At 50.7% G+C, this 20,765-nt stretch carries 17 protein-coding genes; 10 read left to right on the top strand and 7 right to left on the bottom strand.

The features are described 5' to 3' along the window. Positions 1-6: 6 nt before the first annotated feature. Together yjiL and KOSB73_RS05965 are read left to right on the top strand one after the other, a co-directional pair. Positions 7-774, top strand: a complete 768-nt coding sequence (yjiL, locus tag KOSB73_RS05970) for a putative 2-hydroxyacyl-CoA dehydratase activator YjiL (protein WP_004133200.1) — start codon at positions 7-9, stop codon at positions 772-774. Continuing rightward, a complete protein-coding gene (locus KOSB73_RS05965; protein WP_049086901.1) occupies positions 771-1,025 on the top strand; it encodes a putative Se/S carrier protein in 255 nt (84 codons plus the stop codon). Before yjiL ends, KOSB73_RS05965 begins: the two co-directional genes overlap by 4 nt. A 38-nt stretch (positions 1,026-1,063) precedes the next feature. Here KOSB73_RS05965 and KOSB73_RS05960 read toward each other — a convergent pair whose 3' ends face one another. From KOSB73_RS05960 to KOSB73_RS05950, 3 genes are read right to left on the bottom strand one after another with little or no spacing between them, the layout of a single operon-like run. Beyond that, the gene (locus tag KOSB73_RS05960) at positions 1,064-2,167 is read right to left on the bottom strand and encodes a M20 peptidase aminoacylase family protein (RefSeq protein WP_024360437.1); all 1,104 of its coding nucleotides are present in this window, start codon (positions 2,165-2,167) and stop codon (positions 1,064-1,066) included. A gap of 20 nt (positions 2,168-2,187) precedes the next feature. Continuing rightward, a complete protein-coding gene (locus KOSB73_RS05955) occupies positions 2,188-2,655 on the bottom strand; it encodes a YjiG family protein (protein WP_004128539.1) in 468 nt (155 codons plus the stop codon). Further along, positions 2,648-3,331 (bottom strand): nucleoside recognition domain-containing protein, encoded by a 684-nt coding sequence (locus KOSB73_RS05950; RefSeq protein ID WP_064342130.1) that lies wholly within the window; start codon positions 3,329-3,331, stop codon positions 2,648-2,650. The genes KOSB73_RS05955 and KOSB73_RS05950 overlap by 8 nt, the downstream gene beginning before the upstream one ends. Before the next feature lie 312 nt (positions 3,332-3,643). Between KOSB73_RS05950 and KOSB73_RS05945 the strand changes: the two genes are divergently transcribed. Further along, the gene (locus KOSB73_RS05945) at positions 3,644-4,558 is read left to right on the top strand and encodes a LysR family transcriptional regulator (protein WP_064411470.1); all 915 of its coding nucleotides are present in this window, start codon (positions 3,644-3,646) and stop codon (positions 4,556-4,558) included. Between the two features lie 2 nt (positions 4,559-4,560). On the opposite strand, the gene KOSB73_RS05940 is transcribed toward KOSB73_RS05945, so the two are convergent. The 4 genes from KOSB73_RS05940 to KOSB73_RS05925 form a co-directional block, all read right to left on the bottom strand. Next, on the bottom strand, positions 4,561-5,625 hold the full coding sequence (locus tag KOSB73_RS05940) for a DUF2955 domain-containing protein (RefSeq protein WP_004133209.1): 1,065 nt from the start codon (positions 5,623-5,625) through the stop codon (positions 4,561-4,563). After that, a complete protein-coding gene (locus KOSB73_RS05935) occupies positions 5,615-6,682 on the bottom strand; it encodes an HlyD family secretion protein (protein ID WP_049132032.1) in 1,068 nt (355 codons plus the stop codon). Before KOSB73_RS05935 ends, KOSB73_RS05940 begins: the two co-directional genes overlap by 11 nt. A 6-nt stretch (positions 6,683-6,688) precedes the next feature. After that, on the bottom strand, positions 6,689-7,153 hold the full coding sequence (locus KOSB73_RS05930; RefSeq protein ID WP_004133212.1) for a MarR family winged helix-turn-helix transcriptional regulator: 465 nt from the start codon (positions 7,151-7,153) through the stop codon (positions 6,689-6,691). A 339-nt stretch (positions 7,154-7,492) separates the two neighbouring features. Beyond that, positions 7,493-7,657, bottom strand: coding sequence for a DUF1127 domain-containing protein (locus KOSB73_RS05925; protein ID WP_098140319.1), 165 nt, complete (start codon positions 7,655-7,657; stop codon positions 7,493-7,495). A gap of 177 nt (positions 7,658-7,834) precedes the next feature. Here KOSB73_RS05925 and KOSB73_RS05920 point away from each other — a divergent pair, with 177 nt between their 5' ends. From KOSB73_RS05920 to KOSB73_RS05890, 7 genes are all read left to right on the top strand, one after another. After that, positions 7,835-9,247, top strand: a complete 1,413-nt coding sequence (locus KOSB73_RS05920) for an aminotransferase-like domain-containing protein (RefSeq protein WP_098140318.1) — start codon at positions 7,835-7,837, stop codon at positions 9,245-9,247. 231 nt (positions 9,248-9,478) lie between these two features. Further along, positions 9,479-10,645 (top strand): restriction endonuclease, encoded by a 1,167-nt coding sequence (locus tag KOSB73_RS05915; RefSeq protein ID WP_004137261.1) that lies wholly within the window; start codon positions 9,479-9,481, stop codon positions 10,643-10,645. A gap of 63 nt (positions 10,646-10,708) precedes the next feature. Then, complete coding sequence (locus tag KOSB73_RS05910) at positions 10,709-12,328, top strand: type I restriction-modification system subunit M (protein WP_049086903.1); 1,620 nt, start codon at positions 10,709-10,711, stop codon at positions 12,326-12,328. After that, complete coding sequence (locus KOSB73_RS05905) at positions 12,318-13,637, top strand: restriction endonuclease subunit S (RefSeq protein WP_004137257.1); 1,320 nt, start codon at positions 12,318-12,320, stop codon at positions 13,635-13,637. The genes KOSB73_RS05910 and KOSB73_RS05905 overlap by 11 nt, the downstream gene beginning before the upstream one ends. A gap of 95 nt (positions 13,638-13,732) precedes the next feature. Continuing rightward, positions 13,733-16,993, top strand: a complete 3,261-nt coding sequence (locus tag KOSB73_RS05900) for a type I restriction endonuclease subunit R (RefSeq protein WP_098140317.1) — start codon at positions 13,733-13,735, stop codon at positions 16,991-16,993. Between the two features lie 81 nt (positions 16,994-17,074). Then, on the top strand, positions 17,075-18,811 hold the full coding sequence (locus KOSB73_RS05895) for an AAA family ATPase (protein WP_049100142.1): 1,737 nt from the start codon (positions 17,075-17,077) through the stop codon (positions 18,809-18,811). Then, complete coding sequence (locus tag KOSB73_RS05890) at positions 18,808-20,673, top strand: N-6 DNA methylase (RefSeq protein WP_074181236.1); 1,866 nt, start codon at positions 18,808-18,810, stop codon at positions 20,671-20,673. Before KOSB73_RS05895 ends, KOSB73_RS05890 begins: the two co-directional genes overlap by 4 nt. Positions 20,674-20,765 lie beyond the last annotated feature (92 nt).

Below are 20,765 nucleotides of genomic sequence, written 5' to 3'. Positions count from 1 at the left end.
GCGCGCGTGACCGTTACCGTAGGGATTGATTCCGGATCGACCGCCACCAAAGGCATCCTGCTCGCCGATGGCGTGATTCAGCGCCGCTTTCTCTGTCCGACGCCGTTTCGCCCCGCCGACGCCATCGTTGAGGCGTGGGAAACGCTCCGCGCTGGCTTAAGCGAACGCCCCTTTTTAACCTTAACCGGCTACGGTCGCCAGCTGGTGGATTTTGCCGATAAGCAAGTCACCGAGATCTCGTGCCACGGGCTCGGCGCGCGGCTGCTGGCCCCGCAGACCCGGACGGTCATCGATATCGGCGGCCAGGACAGCAAGGTTATCCAGCTGGACGACGCGGGTAATCTCACCGATTTTCTGATGAATGATAAATGCGCGGCGGGCACGGGGCGCTTTCTGGAGGTGATCTCGCGTACGCTGGGGGCCAGCGTCGACCAGCTCGACAGCATCACCGAAGGCGTTGAGCCCCATGCGATTACCAGTATGTGCACGGTGTTCGCCGAATCCGAGGTCATCAGCCTGCGTTCGGCCGGGGTGCCGCCGGAGGCGATCCTCGCCGGCGTGATCAACGCCATGGCCCGACGCAGCGCCAATTTTATCGGCCGCCTGTCGGCGCAGGGCCCGCTGCTGTTTACCGGCGGCGTCAGCCGCTGCGCCGCCTTCGCGCGGAGGCTGGAGGAGCACGTGGGTATGGCGGTGCAGACGCATCCCGACGCGCAGTTTGCCGGGGCGATCGGCGCGGCGCTGATCGGTTTACGTCAGAGGAGCCGCCGGTGACGGAATATCTGTTTTTATTTCACTCAACGGTGGGGGTAGTGCGGATGCGCAAAGCCCTGCAGGCGGCGGGAGCGACCTTCCGGGTGAAGGACATTCCGCGCCAGCTGCGCGGCGGCTGCGGGCTGTGCATTTATCTGAGCTGTGAGCCGGGCGAAGAGCAGAAGTGGATTCTCCCCGGCCACACGGCAACCCTGTTTCGCGTCGCCGGGGATGATTATCAGCTGCTGGCTCAGTTTCCGCAGCAGGCGTAACCCGGCGTGAAGCGAGCACAATATCCGGGTTTAGTCCCTCACCCCAGCAGCTGGCGAACGCAGGATTTAAACACCCGCACGCCATCCGCCAGCGCGGCGCGGTCGAAGCGCATCTCCGGATGATGCAGCCCCGGCAGCAGGTCGCAGCCCAGCCCCCAGAACCCGCCCTTCACCTGTGGACGCAGGCGCAGGTAGTGGAAAAAGTCCTCGCTGCCCGGCGTACTCTTCGCTGCCGTTAAGCCGGCTTCGCCAAACGTTTCGCGAATCGCCTGGCTGACGATAGCCGTAGCCTGTTCGTCGATAATCGCGGCGGGCATCTCCTTGACGATCTGGATATCGACGGTGGCGCCGTAAGCCGCCGCGCTGCTCTCTATCGCTCGCACCACCCGCTCTTTCAACGTCGCCATGCCCTCATTTTCCGCGCTGCGCAGATCCCAGCACACGTGCGCTTTCGCCGGCACCGAGTTGGTCACTCCCGCATCGCACAGAAAGCGCGTCGCTTTAGCGCTCCAGGTCAGCGAAGGCGCCAGATGAATCCCGTTTACAGCCTGCACCGCGTGCGACGCGGCGTCCAGCGCGTTAACGCCCAGATGAGGCCGGGCGGCGTGTGCGGCTTTGCCGTGGAAATCGACCATCACCGTCGCCGAGGCGGAGTAGTACATCGCCGGCACCGCCTTGCCTTTCGGACACTCCTCCAGCGGCCTGAGATGGAAGCCGAACAGCATCTCCACGTCGTCCAGCACGCCCGCTTCCGTCAGCGCGATCGCCCCGGTGCCCAGCTCTTCAGCGGGCTGAAAGAGTATTTTCAGCTTCCCGCGCTTTACCAGCCCTTCGGTGAGGATCTCTTCCGCGGCGGTCAACACCACCGAAGAGTGACCGTCATGACCGCAGGTATGGCGAGCCTCTAAGCGGCCATCGATGATATGGCCCAGCGCATCCATATCCGCCCGCAGCGCCACGACCGGCCCCGGCTTACCGCTATCCAGCAGCGCAACAATGCCGGTGGTGCCGCCGACGTTGCGCTGCACCTGAAACCCCGCGGCTTCTAATGCATCGCCGATGTATGCCGACGTTTTGTACTCTTCAAAGCCCAGCTCCGGGATTTGATGCAGATAATTGAAATGCTCTAATGTTCGCGACACGTCTTACTCCTTGCCTTCTATTATGCAATCACGCGCATGACCAGCATGGCGATGACGGCATTGATAATGCTCACCGCCATCAGCAGCGGCCAATATTTTTTCGGGACATCCGCTACGCCGAGCAGGCGCCCCATGTACTGCAGCTGCGAACCCATGAGGAAAATCGCCGGGATCAGAATCGTGATATCCGCCACGTTGAGGGTACCTTTGCTCAACAGGCTCACCGCCACGCCGGTTCCCGCAGAGGCGGAAAGCCAGGAGGTCAGCAATACGGTAATGGCTTCCCCCGGCAGGCCGAACAGGCCCATCAGCGGCGCGCAGACGTGGCCGATGATCTGCATCACGCCGAGCAAATTGAGCATTTCAGCGATCACATAGGCCATTAATACATTCGGCATCAGATTGTTGATGGCGATATTAAATCCTTTGCGCGCGCCGATAACGAAAATATCGAACGGGTTACTGCCGACTTTTGCCGAATTATTCATTTTCAAAATCCCTTTTATAAGCGGTATTCAGAACCAGACGCGTGATTGCCGCGCCGACAAATTTCAGCACAAACATTAAAAGCAGCGGAATAATGATAGGAATGGTTAACGAAGCGAAAAGCGCTGAGCCAATTGAGAAGTAGTTATTAATCAGACCGGCCCCGGAATATTGCCAGGCGCCCATAATAACCAGATCCTTACGATTTATTTTGTCGCTGTCATACAGCTCTTTGGTCAGCGCCGCGCCGGCATCGGTACTCTGTAAATCGGTAATCAGCGCCAGGCCGGTATAGCCCGGGATCCCGAGCAGCGGGCGAAGCAGCGGGGTCAGCAGCTTATGCGCCGCGCGGATCGCCCCGTAGTGGGTAAATATCTCCAGCAGCCCCAGCGCCAGCATCACCGTCGGCACCAGCGACAGGGCAAACAGGAAACCGGCCTTGGCGCTGATGCCGCCGCTGCCGATAAAGGTGTTGGTTTCCGGCGTTTTCATGGTGCCGAACGCGCCGCCGAGGGTGGTAAAGTCAAACGCCCCCAGCCAGGCCATGCCTTCAACCTTAAACAGTAACCCGGAGAAAACTAACAATACGATGATCAGTGAAATCCAGGCTCCGGGCCCGACTTTCCACTCATTTTTCGTTTCGTCGGAGGAACATTCCAACGTTTTATTTTCACTCATACCCTATCCTCTCACATAATGAAATGTTAGTGCGATTGTTTGCAATTTGAAATTTTGTCAATTTATTGTTATTCGAATTTGTTATTTTCACTGATAAGCTTTTCCATATTCTCTTAATCAGCATCATCACCATTTCTTATTCTTCAACTTCCCGAGCATTGCCACCTTAATAGCAATCCGGGAATAAGCGATGAGAATTTTCCTCCCTGCCAGTTTTTGTCCGAATTACGATTATCTATAACTCGCCGGGATGATAAATACCTGTGAAAGGGTGTTATTGTTGACCGCAGGTCAACAAAGGAGCGAGAAACGATGTTGCATGAGAGGCCAATGAGCTATCTGTATGAAGTCGGGATTCAGGGAGGCATTCGCCGGGCCGCCGATATGCTGGGTATCAACCCGTCAGTCATCAGCCGCCAGATAGCGCAGCTGGAACGGGCGCTGGAGCTGCCGCTGCTGGAACGCCAGGGGCGAAACGTGGTGCTTACCGAAGCCGGACGTCTGCTGGCGGAGGACTACTTCGAAAGCCGTCAACGCCGGGAAAAGCTGGAAAGCCATCTGAAGGATTTACGCCACATGCGCGGCGGGACAATTTCAGTGAGGATTGGCGGCGGGCTGGTCACCACCTTTATTGAATCGGTGATGAGCACCTTTTCGCAGTCCTGGCCTAACGTGTTCGTGGATATTAGTGTCGGCAGCATGCAGGAGATGCTCAACGATATCGCCAGCGGCGAAGCGGATATGGCGGTCGCCTTCGGCCCCATCGGCAACCCGGAGCTTAAACGCCACAGCTTTCAGTGGGGCCCTATCTGCGCGGTGGTCTCTCCTGCGCATCCCATCGCAGCCCAGCGCGCCGTCACCATCGATGAGCTCACGCAATATCGCCTGATCGCGCTCACCGACAGCTTTGGCCTGCAGCGCCATATGAACGCCATGTTTAAAACCGCCGGACGGCAGTTTCATCCGGCCTATCGCTGTAACCTCTTTTCCACCGCCATGAGCCTGAGCCAGGCGGGATTGGGGATCTCTTTTATGACCGCATACGCCGCCCGGGAAGCGATCGCCCACGGTATTCTGACCGCGGTCCCCATTGACCATCCTATCGCCAGCAGCGCCCAGTGCCACCTGCTACGCAACTCCGACCGCCGCTTTTCTCCGGCGGCGCATCATATGTGGCGGCTGCTGCACAACGCTTTTCGCGACGCGCAGCGGGCGCTGGCGGCCTGAGCTTATTCAGTCACCACGAACCGGGTTGGCGCAAAGCAGTTCAGCAGCCGATGCATAAGGAAGACCATGGTCAGCGTGACGATCAGCGCCACGGTGACGGAAGTGATGCGGTACAGATCGCTGAACACCAGGTCCTGGTCGGGATGCAGGTTCTGGCCGAACATGATGCCGATGGTGGTGATGCTGGCAAAGCCAACGCCGGCACCCACTTTCTCCATCACGTGCAGGCGTGCGCTAAACGCCAGGCCGAGGCCAATCAGCGGCATCATCAGCAGCATATGGTTGCTGAAGTCGTAGATAATCAGCTGCACCACCAGAATATAAAGGCAGGCCAGCACCACCCCCACCACCCGCCAGATCGAGCTGATCACCGCGCCGCGATAGTGCATCGGGAACAGAATTAAAATCCCCGCCATCAGCGCCGACAGCGAGTCGCTCAGGTCGCAGACCTGAAAGATCACAAAGATCATTGTCGCCACGCTGCCGGAGAGCAGCGATTCATGGCGAATACGGGCAGCATCTTTTTCAATGCGCGGCGGCGGCTTGCGCGGTTCAACGTCCGGGATGAAGTAGTTAAGCAATGCGCTAAGCGCCACCGCCATCACGCAGGCCTCCATATTGGAGAACATCAGGGTGTGCCAGTTACTGGTGGGATAGCTCATAAAGTTGAGCATCGTACTTTGACACACCACGCCCATCGACCCCAGCAGAAACAGCGGCCCCTGGCTCATAAAGCGAAAGCGCATTACGTACAGGCCAAACACCACCAGCGTCATCATCACCGGCCACTGCGACAGATAGCCGACGATCAGCACCATTTCGACGCAGTTTACCGCCGCGCTGAACACAAACTGCCGCGCCACGTGACGGTTAAACACCGGCACCAGCGACAGCAGCATCAGCGGATAAACCACGAAGAAGACGCCGTACTGCACGTCGTAGAAGGTCGAAATGCTCAGCGCGATAGTGCCGGCCACGGCGATGCGCAGCGTCTGGCGAAAATCGTTGGCCGTATAGACGATGTTGCCGTGCGGGGTGAAAACCCGCGCCAGGGTATTAATAGACATAGTGCAGCATGCTCACCAGATGGATCTGCGCGCCGGCAAAGGTGCGGGCGAACGGGCCATCGCTGTTATAGAGCTGTACCGTCGCGCGGGCCCCGGTGGGAAGTGGTTTATCCAGCGGCTCATCAAGCGCGACGTGAATGCGCATGCGCTGCGCGTCGCGCACCCAGCGGGTAGACTGCTCCGGCTGCGACAGCTGGCCATTGACCTCTTCCTGTCCGGCCAGAATACCGGCATCGCTGCTGGTGACGTGCGCCCGGAAGACTTTCCCCGGCAGCGCATCAAACACCACCGCGGCATCGGTGTTGACGCCGGTGTGGCGCAGGCTCTTCTCGCGGAAATCGGCGACGATATCGGTCTGATTGCTGACCAGCGCCAGCAGCGGCGTGGCGGCGGTGGCGTACAGACCGGGGTTAAGCTGAAGGTTGCTCACCATGCCGTCGGTTTCGGCGCGCACCTTCGTCCAGCCAAGGTTAAGCTGCGCCTCTTCCAGTGCGTTGCGGTACTTCTGCAACGTGACGTTGCGCGCATCGTCGCGCTCGCCGCGCTGGATCAGCAGATTCTGGATGCTGGCGTTGAGCGCGCTGACCGACTGCTCGCTGGTCTGCCAGGTGGTGCGCACTTTATCCAGATCCGACTGAGAGACGTTCTGCATGGTGCTCAGGCGCTGGTAGCGATCGAAGGTCACCTTATCGTTGCGCGCGGTGTACTGGGCGGTGCGCAGGTTGGCGCGGGCAGAAGCGATCTGCGCGTCCAGCTGCTGGTTGCTGAGTTTCGCCTGTTCAAGGGCGATTTGCGCCGCTTCCACTTTATTGATAAACGGCGTCGGATCCAGTTCATAGAGCAGATCGCCCTTCTTCACCTGGCTGTTGTTGTGCACATAGACATGGGAGACATAGCCGGAGACGCGCGACGAGACCGGCGTGACCACGCGCATCACGGTGGAGTCCGGCGTGAGCGGGATCCAGATATCGGCAACGATAAACCAGGCGAATATGGCCAGGAAGGCGGCAATACTCACCCTTACCCAGCGGGCAAATTTCTGTTCAGGGGTCATCATAGTGTTTTAGATCTTGTTATCTTCTTCGCGGATAGTCCGCAGATTGCAGGCAATTTGATTTAACGTGGCGCTAAAGGCGGCGAGCTGCGCTTCAGGGATAGTTTCGGTGACGCGCTGTTGATAGGTCTCAATCACGCGGTTCAGCTTCTCCAGAATAGCGCGGCCTTCCGCCGTCAGCGTCAGCAGGCGGATGCGTTTGTCATAAGGCGATGTTGAACGCAGCAGATAGCCCTGCTTTTCCAGCTGCGTGAGGGTGCGCATCAGCGGCGGCAGTTCAATGCCCTGCACCTCCGCCAGCTCGCTGACCGAGACGTTATCCCCCAGCTGATGCAGCTGCATCAGCACCGTCCAGCTTGACTGGGTCAGGCCGGTGTCGGTAATGGCAGAATCAATAATCGCGCGCCACTGGCGCACGACCATCGCCATGCGCATGCCCATCGGGCGCTGGGCAAACAGATCGTCTTCGGTCATCTTATTTTCCTCACTTAGCTGCGAAGAAAATAATACTTATCACGATAAGTATCAAGAAACGAAGAATTGATAAGCATGAATTGATAAATTCTATGAATGTATCATCCCCGGTCACGCTAGTGCTTACCGGGGCTACAGTTCTCCGCGGTCTGGTAGCCCGCACAAGGCGCGTCAGGCGCCGCCTCCGGGAAACCACCTCCAGGGCAGCTGCGGTCATCTCCCCGGTGGCGGCTAACGCCTGACCGGGGCTACGGGTTGATTACCGTTTGCGGGCCGGTAGCCCGGACAGGCGCGTCAAGCGCCGCCTCCGGGGAAATGCCGGGTAAAAAATCGCACTTTTTAATTGATCTGATCCCGGCGCAGTCCGACATCTTTTAGCTGTTCGTCGCTCATTCGCTGCAATGTTCTGCGTGTTTGTTCGCGAAGCCACCATTTTTTGATTATCCGCGCCAGAAATACGAAGCCGATAAACGGCTGTCTTGTCCGATTCTCGTGAAATTCCATCCTCTACCTCCTCACCTTGCCAGAGGCTTTATCTTCACGGATCCGGGGCTAAACAATACAGATTCACAAAATACTTTTCTTTAACATACAGATTCGCTAAAACGTACAGCAGACCTCATTTTTACCGCCAATCTGTACTGGTTTATTGATCTGTATGGCGACGATCAAGGATACAGCATGACCCGCTATCAACATCTGGCCAGCCTGCTGGCAGAACGCATCGAACAGGGGCTGTATCGCCCCGGCGAAAAGCTGCCGTCGGTACGCAGCCTGAGCCAGGAACACGGCGTCAGCATCAGCACCGTTCAGCAGGCCTACCAGACGCTGGAACAGCAGCAGCTGATCGTGCCGCAGCCGCGATCCGGCTATTTCGTGGCCCCGCGTAAAGCTCAGCCGCCGGTGCCGCCGATGTCGCGGCCGGTCCAGCGCCCGGTAGAGATCACTCAGTGGGATCAGGTGCTGACCATGCTCGACGCCCGCCACGATAAATCGATTATCCCCTTCGGCGGCGGCTCGCCGGACGTCACCCAGCCAAGCCTGAAGCCTATCTGGCGCGAGCTGAGCCGGGCAATTCAGCACAACCTTAGCGAAGTGTTGAACTACGACGAGCTGGCCGGGCGTCGCGAACTGCGCGAACAGATCGCCCGCCTGATGCTCGACGGCGGTTCGGTGGTCACCGCCAACGATCTGGTGCTTACCAGCGGCTGCCACAGCGCGCTGTCGCTGGCGCTGCTGTCGGTGTGCCAGCCCGGCGATATCGTCGCCGTCGAATCCCCTTGCTACTACGGCACCATGCAGATGCTACGCGGATTAGGGCTAAAAACCATCGAGATCCCCACCGATCCGGAAACCGGGATCAGCATCGAGGCGTTAGAGCTGGCGCTCGATCAATGGCCGATCAAAGGGGTGATCCTGGTCCCCAACTGCAATAATCCGCTGGGATTTATCATGCCGGATGCCCGCAAGCGGGCGGTGCTATGCCTCGTCCAGCGCCACGATATCGTTATCTTTGAGGATGATATCTACGGCGAGCTGGCGACCGAATACCCGCGCCCGCGCACCATCCATTCCTGGGATATCGATGGCCGGGTGATGCTCTGCAGTTCGTTTACCAAAACCATCGCTCCCGGCCTGCGCATCGGCTGGATTGCCCCCGGCCGTTATTACGATCGTCTGCTACAGATGAAGTATGCCGCGAGCGGCACCAACGTCCCCTCCACCCAGCTGGCGGCCTGTAACTTTATTCGCGAAGGCCACTACCACCGCCACGTACGGCGGATGCGGCAGATCTATCAGCGTAATATGGAGATCTACACCTGTTGGCTGCGGGAGTTTTTCCCCTGCGGAATCTGCGTTACCCGCCCGAAAGGCGGCTTTATGCTGTGGGTCGAGCTGCCGGAGCAGGTGGACATGGTCTGCGTCGCGAAGCAGCTGTGCCGGCTGAAGATCCAGGTCGCGCCGGGATCGCTGTTTTCAGCATCCGGGAAGTATCGCAACTGCTTAAGGATCAACTGCGCCCTGCCGCCGATTGAGAAGCATAAAGAGGTGATGGTGCAGCTGGGCATGGCGGTGAAGGTGGCGATGGAGTGAGGTTATAGGCTGGTCCCCGGTGGCGCTGCGCTGACCGGGCTACGGGTTCACCGCCGTCTGCGGATCGGTAGCCCGGACAAGGCGCGTCAAGCGCCGCCTCCGGGGAAGACACATGAATACCCGCCAAGGCGAGCAATATTATGAAATTACATACATTTAGTGATAGCCGACCCTTCATCACTGTTTATAAAATGCCATGATGCTGTACATTGCTTTAGCGAAGGAATTGCCATGCGAAATTACAAAGTCATTACCCCATTGTTCCCGACCTACGACCAGGCCCGCGCCATGATGAAAGCCGTAGCAGGATGCTCAGTAAAATCGGTCCGTAATATGATCTCCGCCATTCAGGAACAGACCGGCACGCCACAGAACCCGGTTGACTGGTCCGAACCGGACCACTGGATTAAGGAACGACTGAGCGGTGAGGATGCCAAAATTGCCTGGCAAATCTGGAATACAGATAACCATATACTTAACCCCCGCCACAGCTATGGTTGTTATATGTTTATCAACAACCCGCTATTCGATTTGATGCAGACCGATGAGGATGGTGGCTGGCATCCCAGTGAACAAGGACGCTTATTCCTCGCTTATGATGAAGCGACGCTGCGTAAACTGGACGATATTGAAGGCATGCTGCAGCTATTGGAATTGCTCGCCGGCCGCGAACAGGCCCGGCGCGCCGATCTGCTTCCGGAATGGCAGGCTTTCTTGCATCAGCACTCTAAATTCGCCTCTCCAAGTTCAGTTAAAACAACGCTCTATGCCCGGCTGTATAACCTGGTTGAACGTAAACTGGTGGCCCGCGAAGGGATGAGCTACAAAATTACCGATACCGGTAGAAAATGGCTTGGCAAAGCGCTGCCAGAACGCCAAACCGACCCGCGCAAAGAACTTCTGGATGCAGTGAAGCGCTACAATCAACAGCAAAAAGAGCTGCTGCGTGAACAGATCTCCACTATGAATCCCTACAAATTTGAGCATCTGGTCGGCCAACTACTGGAAGCGATGGGTTATGAACAAGTCGAGGTGACCAAAGCCTCCGGCGATAAAGGCGTGGATGTGGTCGGTAAAGTGCAGGTTGGCATCACCACTATTACCGAAGTGGTGCAGGTGAAGCGGATGCAAAATACCATTACCCGCCCGTTTATCGATCAGCTGCGCGGCGCTTTGCCCTACCACAAAGCTATTCGCGGCACGCTAATCACCACTGGAAAATTTGCGGCAAAATGCGCAGAGGCGGCGTTATTCCCCGGAGCCGCGCCGATTACGCTAATCGACGGCGATCGCCTGCTGGAACTGTTGATTGAAAACAACGTCGGGATCAGACGCAGTAATGCCGTTGAATTACTGGACGTGGATTTACAACTGTTTGATGAGCTGGAGATTGAGTAGAGGGCGAACTTCACCTCTTTTACCGTTACAATAGCCAGCAAATTTTTCCAGAACGAGTTCATCATGGCCAAAGCACCAACCAAAAAAGCCAAAGCAAAGAAAGGCTTTGAAGACACATTATGGGATACCGCGAACCAGCTTCGTGGCAGCGTTGAATCCTCCGAATACAAGCACGTGGTGCTGAGCCTCGTGTTCCTCAAATTTATCAGCGATAAGTTTGAAGCCCGCCGCAAAAAGATGGAAGACGAAGGCCAGGGCGATTTCCTCGAAATGGAAGTCTTCTATCAGCAGGACAACATCTTCTATCTGCCGGAAGAGGCGCGCTGGTCGTTCATCAAGCAGCACGCCAAACAGGATGATATTGCCGTGCGCATTGATACCGCGCTCTCCACCATTGAGAAGCGCAACCCGACGCTGAAAGGCGCGCTGCCGGACAACTACTTCAGCCGTCAGAATCTGGAAACCAAGAAGCTGGCGTCGCTTATCGACACCATCGATAACATCGAAACGCTGGCCCACGAAACCGACGTGGAAGCGCTGTCGAAAGAAGACCTGGTCGGTCGCGTGTATGAATACTTCCTCGGCAAGTTTGCCGCCACTGAGGGTAAAGGCGGCGGCGAGTTCTATACGCCAAAATGCGTGGTGACGCTGCTGACCGAAATGCTCGAACCGTTCGAGGGCAAAATCTATGACCCCTGCTGCGGTTCGGCGGGGATGTTTGTGCAGTCGGTGAAGTTTGTCGAAAGCCATCAGGGGAAAAGCCGTGATATCGCCCTGTACGGTCAGGAGCTGACGGCCACCACCTACAAGCTGGCGAAGATGAACCTTGCCATTCGCGGCCTCTCCGCCAACCTCGGCGAGCGCCCGGCGGACACCTTCTTCAGCGACCAGCACCCGGACCTGAAAGCCGACTATATTCTGGCCAACCCGCCGTTTAACCTGAAAGACTGGCGCAACGATGCCGAGCTGACCAAAGACCCGCGCTTTGCTGGCTACCGCACGCCGCCGACCGGTAACGCCAACTACGGCTGGATTTTGCATATGCTTTCCAAGCTGTCGGCCAACGGTACCGCCGGTTTTGTGCTGGCGAACGGCTCGATGAGCTCCAACACCAGCGGCGAAGGAGAGATCCGCGCGCAGATGATCGAAAACGATCTGATCGACTGCATGATTGCCCTGCCCGGCCAGCTGTTCTTCACCACCCAGATCCCGGTGTGCCTGTGGTTTATGACTAAGTCGAAGGCGGCCGATCCGGCCAAAGGCTATCGTAACCGTCAGGGCGAAACGCTGTTTATCGATGCGCGTAACCTTGGCACCATGATCAACCGCACCATCAAAGAGCTGACGGCGGACGACATCGCCATCATCGCCGACACCTACCATGCCTGGCGCAGCACACCGGAAGAGCTGGTCGAGCGCGTTAAGCGCGGCGACAGCAAGCTGGCGCAGTACGAAGACCAGGCCGGGTTCTGCAAGGTCGCGACTATTGCAGAGATGAAGGCTAACGACTATGTGCTGACGCCGGGCCGCTACGTCGGTGCCGCCGAGCAGGAAGACGACGGCGTGGCATTTGAAACCAAAATGCGCGAGTTGTCGCAGACGTTGTTTGCGCAGATGAAGCAGGCGGAAGAACTGGATAAAGCCATTCGCCAGAACCTGGAGGCGTTGGGTTATGGGGAGTAAGTGGAAAGAATGTGAATTAGGCGATTTTATTGAGCTTAAACGTGGTTATGATCTTCCTAAAAGCACTCGAAACGAAGGTAGCATCCCAATAATTTCCTCATCAGGTTTTACTGATTTCCATGACAAACCAATGGTTAAGGGGCCTGGTGTAGTAACAGGTCGATATGGAACAATTGGTGAGGTTTTCTATTCTGAAGAAGATTTTTGGCCTCTCAATACAACACTTTATGTTGTTGACTTTAAGGGAAACGATCCTTTATTCGTGTATTACCTTCTTCAGACAATTTCGTATGCAGACTATACAGATAAAGCAGCAGTACCAGGAGTAAACAGAAATCATCTGCACAAGGCCAAAGTTAAAGTACCTATTTATCTAGATATCCAACAAAAAGTGGCTGCCCAGCTTTATCAATTAGAGAAAAGAGTCACGCTTGGTAAGCAAATCAACCAAACCCTGGAACAAATGTCACAAACCCTGTTCAAATCCTGGTTTGTGGATTTTGACCCGGTGATTGATAACGCGCTGGATGCGGGAAACCCAATCCCGGAAGCGCTGCAATCTCGCGCCGAACTGCGTCAAAAAGTACGCAGTAGTGCAGATTTCAAACCACTTCCGGCGGATATCCGTGCACTGTTCCCGGCTGAATTTGAAGAAACAGAGTTGGGTTGGGTGCCGAAAGATTGGTATCACAAAAATGCTGAAGAAATCGCAACAATTTCTATCGGGAAAACACCTCCACGTAATCAAAAGGAGTGCTTCAGCCACAAAAAAGACAGCAATTACACATGGGTCTCAATTAAGGATCTTGGTAATTGCAATGTATTTATTAAAGAAAGCAGTGAATATTTAACTACTGATGCAGTAAATAACTACAACGTAAAGATTGTACCTAAAGGAGCTGTTTTATTAAGCTTCAAACTGACTATTGGCCGAATAGCGATAGCAGAGAGCATATTAACCACCAATGAGGCTATTGCTCATTTTTATAATATGAAGCATGGGGTCAACAAAGAGTATCTGTATTCATACTTACAGCATTTTGATTACAATACTTTAGGAAGTACATCCTCTATTGCAACGGCTGTCAACTCTAAGATCATAAGAAAAATCCCCATTCTTTTACCTGATACTGATATACTGCATCAATATAAAATATCAACAGATATCATATTTAAAAGAATAAGCTTCAACAATCGAAATACATATGATCTAACCGCCCTTCGCGACACTCTGCTCCCCAAACTTATCTCCGGCGAGCTGTCTCTGGAGGATCTCCCGGATTTAGTGAACCAAACCGAACCCGCATAATGCATTTTGCCCCTGTTAAATCAGGGGCTTTCTGGTAAGGTTTTCTTTAGTTACAGGAACCCTTACCAGAAAACCAGCCAGGGCCGGAGCGAGATATGCATCTCTCATTCAGTGAAGCGAAGTTAGAACAAGCCATTATCGAACTGCTACAGGATCAGGGCTACCAACATCTGATCGGCGATGATGTGCCGCGTTCAAGCCTCGATCAGGTGGTTATCGAAGACGATCTTCGTCACTACTTCGCCGCGCGCTACCAGGCCGACGGCATCACCGATGAAGAGATCCAGCGGCTGATTAAGCAGTTCACTACCCTGCCCGCCTCCGATATTTACGAAAGCAATAAAACCTTCTGCGCCTGGCTGGCCAACGGTTTCCTGTTTAAACGCGACGATCGCCAGCAGAAAGATCTCTATATCGAACTGCTCGACACCCGGCATCTGCCCGCCGCACTACGTGAACTGTTCGATACCGAAGAGGTTCCGCTGCAACAGGCCGCGGAAACGCCAGCAAGTTATCATCTTACCCAACCGCTGAACCGGGTAAAAATCGTCAATCAGCTGACCATCACCGGTAAAGAAAACCAGCCGCGTATACCGGATGCCATTCTATATATCAACGGCCTGCCGCTGGTGGTCTTTGAATTTAAAAGCGCGGTGCGCGAGCAGGAAGCCAATATTGGCGATGCGTATAAGCAGCTCTGCACCCGCTATCGCCGTGATATTCCGCAGTTGTTCGTCTATAACGCGCTGTGCATTATCAGCGACGGCGTCAATAACCGCATGGGCAACCTGTTTGCACCGTATGAGTATTTCTATTCCTGGCGCAAAGTCACCGGCAATGAAAACCGCGAGCAGGACGGCATCCCTTCCCTGCACTCGATGATTCAGGGGCTGTTTCATCCGGTCCGCCTGCTGGACGTGATCAAAAACTTTATCTGCTTCCCGGATAAAGCCAAACATGAAGTGAAAATTTGCTGCCGCTACCCGCAGTACTATGCGGCGCGCAAGCTGTACTACAGCATTGAACGGGCGCGTAAACCTTTCGGCGACGGCAAGGGCGGCACCTACTTTGGCGCGACCGGCTGCGGTAAGAGCTACACCATGCAGTTCTTAACCCGCCTGCTGATGAAAAGCGTCGAGTTCGCCAGCCCGACTATCGTGCTGATCACCGACCGCACCGACCTGGACGATCAGCTCTCGGCACAGATGTGCAATGCCAAAAACTATATTGGCGACGACACCGTAGTGCCCGTCACCAGCCGCGATGATCTGCGGGAAAAACTGGCCGGTCGCAACAGCGGCGGCGTCTTCCTGACCACCATCCACAAATTTACCGAAGATACCGAACTGCTCTCCGGGCGCAGCAATATCATCTGTATTTCCGACGAAGCGCACCGCAGCCAGGTCAACCTCGATCAGAAAGTGATCGTCGATAAAGAGAGCGGCAGAGTGCGCAAAACTTACGGTTTCGCCAAATATTTGCACGACTCCCTGCCGCAGGCCACCTACGTTGGTTTTACCGGCACCCCTATCGACGCCACGATGGAAGTCTTTGGCAACATCGTCGACAGCTATACCATGACCGAATCCGTTCAGGATGAGATCACGGTGCGCATCGTCTACGAAGGCCGCGCGGCGAAGGTCATCCTCGACACCCGCAAGCTGGAAGAGGTGGAAAAGTACTACGAAGAGTGCGCTAACGCCGGTACCAATGAATGGCAAATCGACGAAAGTAAAAAAGCCAGCGCCACCATGAACGCCATTCTCGGCGACGATGATCGCCTTGAGGCACTGGCGGAAGACTTTGCTAAACATTATGAAAAACGTGTCAACGAAGGCTCCACGGTGAAAGGCAAGGCGATGTTTGTCTGCGCCAGCCGAGAGATTGCCTGGGATTTCTATCGTCAGTTAAAAGACTTTCGTCCGGAGTGGTTTGAGGTTAAACAGGCCCCGGATGACGTTGAACTGACCGAGCAGGAAGAGAAAGAGCTGCCGCCGTCCGAAATGGTCAAGATGGTCATGACGCGTGGCAAAGATGATCATGCGAAACTGTACGAGCTGCTGGGCAGTAAAGAGTACCGCAAAGAGCTGGATAAACAATTCAAAAACGCGAAGTCGAATTTCAAAATCGCCATCGTGGTGGACATGTGGTTGACTGGTTTTGATGTGCCGGAGCTGGACACCATTTATATCGATAAGCCGTTGCAAAAACACAACCTGATCCAGACCATCTCCCGCGTTAACCGCAAGCTGGAAGGCAAAAGCAAAGGGCTGGTCGTCGACTATATCGGTATTAAGCGCCAGATGAACCAGGCGCTGGCGATGTATTCCCGCATTGATGCAACGAACTTTGAAGATATCCAACAGTCAGTGATTGAGGTGAAAAATCATCTCGATCTGTTGGCGCAGGTTTTACACTATTTCGATAGCCGACCTTACTTCAGCGGAGAACCGCAGGCGCAGCTGGCATGCCTGAATCAGGCGGCAGAGTTTGTTATGCGTACTCAGAAGACAGAGCGCCGCTTTATGGGGCTGGTGAAGCGCCTGAAAGCGGCCTATGACATCTGCTCCGGCAGCGAGTCGTTGTCGCAGGCCGAGCGCGACCATATCCATTTTTATATTGCCGTGCGCTCTATCGTCTTCAAGCTGACCAAAGGCGACGCGCCGGACGTCACGCAGATGAACGCCCGTGTGCGTGAGATGATTGCCGATGCGTTAAAGGCCGACGGCGTGGAAGAGCTATTTTTCCTTGGCGACAAGAAAGCGGAGTCGATCGATATCTTTGATGAAGATTACCTGGCGCGCATTAATAAGATCAAACTCCCGGCAACCAAAATTCAGCTGCTGCAAAAGCTGCTGGAAAAAGCCATCAGCGACTTTAAAAAGGTTAACCAGCTGCAGGGGATCAACTTCACCCGCCGTTTCCAGTCGATTATGGATAAATATAACGAACGCCGGGAAGATGATGTGCTCAATGGTGAGGAATTCGATTCCTTCAGCCAGGAGATGACCGATATTATCTACGATATTAAAACCGAAATGGGTACCTATGCCGAAATGGGGATTGATATCGAAGAGAAAGCTTTTTACGACATTCTGGCGCACATGCGCGATAAGTATCAATTCACCTATGAGGATGACAAGATGCTGGCGCTGGCGAAAGAGATGAAGGCGGTGGTCGATAACACCTCGAAGTATCCGGACTGGAGCAAGCGTGATGATATTAAAGCCAAGCTGAAGGTGGAACTGATTCTGCTGCTGCACAAACATAAATTCCCACCGGTGGCGAATGATGATGTGTATATGGGCGTGCTGGCGCAGGCAGAGAATTTTAAGGCGAACATCACAACATCATGATTAACTTCAGTCAATTTTCAAACCATAATACTAAGATTAAATTATAATATTAAACTATGTATAATTTATGGACTAACTAACATGCAACTAAATTTACCAAGTAATAGATTATACGGAAATCAACAACTCATTGAATTTGAGAAGATCACAGCTCTTATTGGAGAAAATGGCGCAGGTAAATCCTCAATCCTCCAATCCATTTTTGTTAACCGCCTGGCAAAATCAATACTTTCTGATAAAAAAGTTGTTTGCTTCTCTTCTGGCCAAAATGAAAAATTTTCCGAGCATTTCTCTAACTACTTAAATCAAGAAAGAAATGCTAATAGAGGGCTAAGTTTAGACTGTTGTTATTATGATAAAACATGGTCAAAATTATTGATTTTTCTCTCAACTATTAGTAACGATAGGGGATTAGTTCGTTCATTTCTTGTGAGAAAGAATTACGTTGAATTATCAGAAAACAATCTCACCGATATTTCAAGCACTCTCACTTTTTCTGTTCAAGTTAGTCGAGCCTATGTCAATAGAGTACAAAAGGCGTTACAAGATGAAGAAGATGGAGAAATGGACACACTACGTTCGACGAGTTATCATCGTACACTTGAAAGTTTTATAAATACAATAGTTGACCATGACTATGATTTTAGTTCTCCAATGGAATCTAAATCAATACAGTTAGATTTCCAAAAGTTTAATAATCCATCATATATTAACACTGCTGAAGATTATTTTGACCCTATAATTTCCTTTTATACACAAGCTGCAGACAACGATTATTTTATATCAAAACCATCTATGAAGTTGACCTTTAAAGATGATTTGGAATTAAGCGATTTAAGCGATGGTGAGTATCAGATCTTATTTCTATATTCATTACTTGATCTATTTGATCATCCAGATACCATTTTTCTCCTTGATGAAATAGATTCACATCTTCATTATAAAAATATAGAGATCCTCTGGAAGGAATTACATGCAATAAAAGGCCATGCGATTACCTCCACACATCTTATTGATTCAATAACAGCACGAGAAAATACGTTCTCAACATTAAAAATAGTAAACAGGGGGAAAATTTGCGAACAAGATAAAATGAAAGCATTAATTCAAAGACTTTCAATGCTAACTAGAATTAATTCAGTACAGTTTGAATTATGTAATAAACTTGATAATATTGTTGTCCTTGATCATTACAATGACTGGAAAATATTCACTTCACTTGCACATAAAAAAAATTTAGACATCGCTAAATTAATCAATTTACAGCCGGTCAAACATCCTTCTGGTTACGGAAATATTACACATGACTTTGCAAAATCGAAAATAGATTGGCTCGAAAATTTGCTATCCTCAAACAGCGATAGAAAGCCTCATCGTATATTTTTAGTATGCGATAGGGATGAAGCAATCCTCACATTTAAAAGTGATGGAGTTTCTGTTGCTGTGCAGCAGCTCGAAAGGCGGATTAGAGAACTAAAAAGCAAATATAGTCCCAGAACCGAAATTTATTTACTTTCATGGCATCGTCGTGAAATAAAAAACTATCTTTTATCTTATTCTGCTATGTCTGAATATGATAAGATTGGTTGCGTAAACAATGATGATCTACCAAAAAATTCCTATTTGAAGTTAAATGACCCCGGAGATAATGATCATATAAGGGCTTTAAATGTAAAGGAATATATGACTGAGTTAATAGACTCAGAGGGCATTGGCTTGGATGAAATAAAATTAGCCAAGTATATTTCTTTCATCCCCGCAGAAGAAATAAGTATAGATATTGAAAATATGTTTAAATTTTTAGAGAGCAAACTATGAAAAATAAGAACATACTAGAAATAATGCTCAGTATTATTAAAAATGAACAAAATATAATAAATACTGAACAAGCCGTAAAAGTTATTTCATGCTTGCTGATAAAAAAATATTTATCACTTTCTCAGGAAGGAACGATAAATATCCAACGCTGTAATAGCTCACATAACAATGATATTATTGGTTGCATTGAACAAATAGAGAGTATTATAAGGAGATCAGATAGATTCCATGACCATAATAACACCACTGTTTTAACAGACCTTTCTTATCATTTAGAGGAATTAGATAAATTTATATCCACAACAAATTTAAAGAATGCTTTAGATGATATAAATTCATTATCGCACTTTTACAATTTAAGGGATGATTATGCAAAACTGTTATCTCGTATGTCTGACGAGTCAGGTAGTTCAGGTGCATACTATACTCCAACTGCAATTTGTGAACTTCTGACTCATGATATTCCAAGCTCCCCAAGTGATTATATTTATGATCCAGCATGTGGAACTTCAGGTCTTTTACTATCTGCCTTTTATAAAATAAAAAATACATATAAAAATGTCAATCTAAAAGTTTTTGGTAAGGATCTATCATCTTTTTCGTGTCTACTATCTTTATGTAATATATTACTAAACAATATAGACAACTTTTCTATCGAATGCGGTAACAGTATTCAATGCAACAATTTAGATCATAAATATAACTTAATAATATCAAACCCTCCATTCGGGAAAATAGACACATATAATAATTATTTCGCCCATAAATATCTGGAATATAATTTTTTAGAGCATATAATGCTCTCTCTCGAGAATAATGGTAATGCAGTCATTATATTACCTAACAGGTTTTTTTCAGATGAGCATCACGAAGCTATCACTCTTAAGAAGAAATTGCTGTCAGATTTCAATGTAACTAAAATAATATCATTGCCTGCTGGTGTTTTCTTACCTTACACAGCAGTTAAAACTAGCATACTATTTTTCAGTAAGAACGGACCCACAAAACAAATTTTAGTGCATGATGCTAGCACTCAATATAAAATAACAAAATCAAATCCTTTTAGTATTAGCAATACTCAGGAAATAATATCATCATTATCACAAAATAATAATTCTCAAAGCACCTGGCTTTTAAATCATGACGAATTACAATCTAATTATAATTTTCTAGAGCGTCCAGAATTTTACAGAGAGAGATTAAATTTTAATACTTCATTAGAAGATATTGATTCTCTTGATAATAATTTAAGTAATTTTGATGATGTGCTATTTTCATTAAAAAATGACATAAAGCGATTAAAAGATGATCTCGACCAAATCAGGACTAGCAATACATCAATAAAATATAACCTTGATGATATATTGATAATAAAGGCTGGTTTATTGCTACAGAAAAATAATTTTTCAGAAAAAGGGGAAGTACCCGTTTTTGGTGGGAATGGGATTATTGGTTATACTAATGAGGCAAAAGAATTTGGCGAAACTATTGTTATTGGCAAAGTTGGAGCGCTTTGTGGAAACGTGCGATATTGCAACGGAGACATTTGGGTTACAAACAACTCCATGGTTGTTAAGAATAGAAAAGACGATGTAGTCTACATGCCCTATCTTGCGAAGTTATTAAATGCAATGGAGTTAAGAAAACTTTCATCAGGAACTGCACAGCAATATATCACCGTCCGTCATATAAAATCGATAGATATAAAATTACCATCAATAGAAATTCAAATTAAAATAGATAATTTACTGCATCAAATAGAGAATAAAATTAACTCAATGATTAAACTCAGAGATAAAATAAACTCTTGCAGTATTCATATAATGAATGATATTACTTGCAATTTACAGATAATAAAATAATCAGCTCATTACAAGCGGTGATATTGTAAACGCATTGGTTATTTATAATTAAAACTAGACTTTGATTAAAGTACTGGGTAAATTTACAGGTG

The sequence above is a fragment of the Klebsiella grimontii genome, from assembly GCF_900200035.1.
Lineage (GTDB): Bacteria > Pseudomonadota > Gammaproteobacteria > Enterobacterales > Enterobacteriaceae > Klebsiella > Klebsiella grimontii.
This window is presented reverse-complemented; position numbering and strand designations above follow the sequence as displayed.

Bases quoted from the DNA above. Each gene is read 5' to 3' on its own strand.
- KOSB73_RS05935 (WP_049132032.1), bottom strand. From the start codon at position 6,682: ATGATGACCCCTGAACAGAAATTTGCCCGCTGGGTAAGGGTGAGTATT.
- KOSB73_RS05890 (WP_074181236.1), top strand. From the start codon at position 18,808: ATGAAAAATAAGAACATACTAGAAATAATGCTCAGTATTATTAAAAAT.
- KOSB73_RS05920 (WP_098140318.1), top strand. From the start codon at position 7,835: ATGACCCGCTATCAACATCTGGCCAGCCTGCTGGCAGAACGCATCGAA.
- KOSB73_RS05905 (WP_004137257.1), top strand. From the start codon at position 12,318: ATGGGGAGTAAGTGGAAAGAATGTGAATTAGGCGATTTTATTGAGCTT.
- KOSB73_RS05930 (WP_004133212.1), bottom strand. From the start codon at position 7,153: ATGACCGAAGACGATCTGTTTGCCCAGCGCCCGATGGGCATGCGCATG.
- KOSB73_RS05950 (WP_064342130.1), bottom strand. From the start codon at position 3,331: ATGAGTGAAAATAAAACGTTGGAATGTTCCTCCGACGAAACGAAAAAT.
- KOSB73_RS05915 (WP_004137261.1), top strand. From the start codon at position 9,479: ATGCGAAATTACAAAGTCATTACCCCATTGTTCCCGACCTACGACCAG.
- KOSB73_RS05910 (WP_049086903.1), top strand. From the start codon at position 10,709: ATGGCCAAAGCACCAACCAAAAAAGCCAAAGCAAAGAAAGGCTTTGAA.
- KOSB73_RS05925 (WP_098140319.1), bottom strand. From the start codon at position 7,657: ATGGAATTTCACGAGAATCGGACAAGACAGCCGTTTATCGGCTTCGTA.
- KOSB73_RS05945 (WP_064411470.1), top strand. From the start codon at position 3,644: ATGTTGCATGAGAGGCCAATGAGCTATCTGTATGAAGTCGGGATTCAG.
- KOSB73_RS05940 (WP_004133209.1), bottom strand. From the start codon at position 5,625: ATGTCTATTAATACCCTGGCGCGGGTTTTCACCCCGCACGGCAACATC.
- KOSB73_RS05955 (WP_004128539.1), bottom strand. From the start codon at position 2,655: ATGAATAATTCGGCAAAAGTCGGCAGTAACCCGTTCGATATTTTCGTT.
- KOSB73_RS05895 (WP_049100142.1), top strand. From the start codon at position 17,075: ATGCAACTAAATTTACCAAGTAATAGATTATACGGAAATCAACAACTC.
- KOSB73_RS05900 (WP_098140317.1), top strand. From the start codon at position 13,733: ATGCATCTCTCATTCAGTGAAGCGAAGTTAGAACAAGCCATTATCGAA.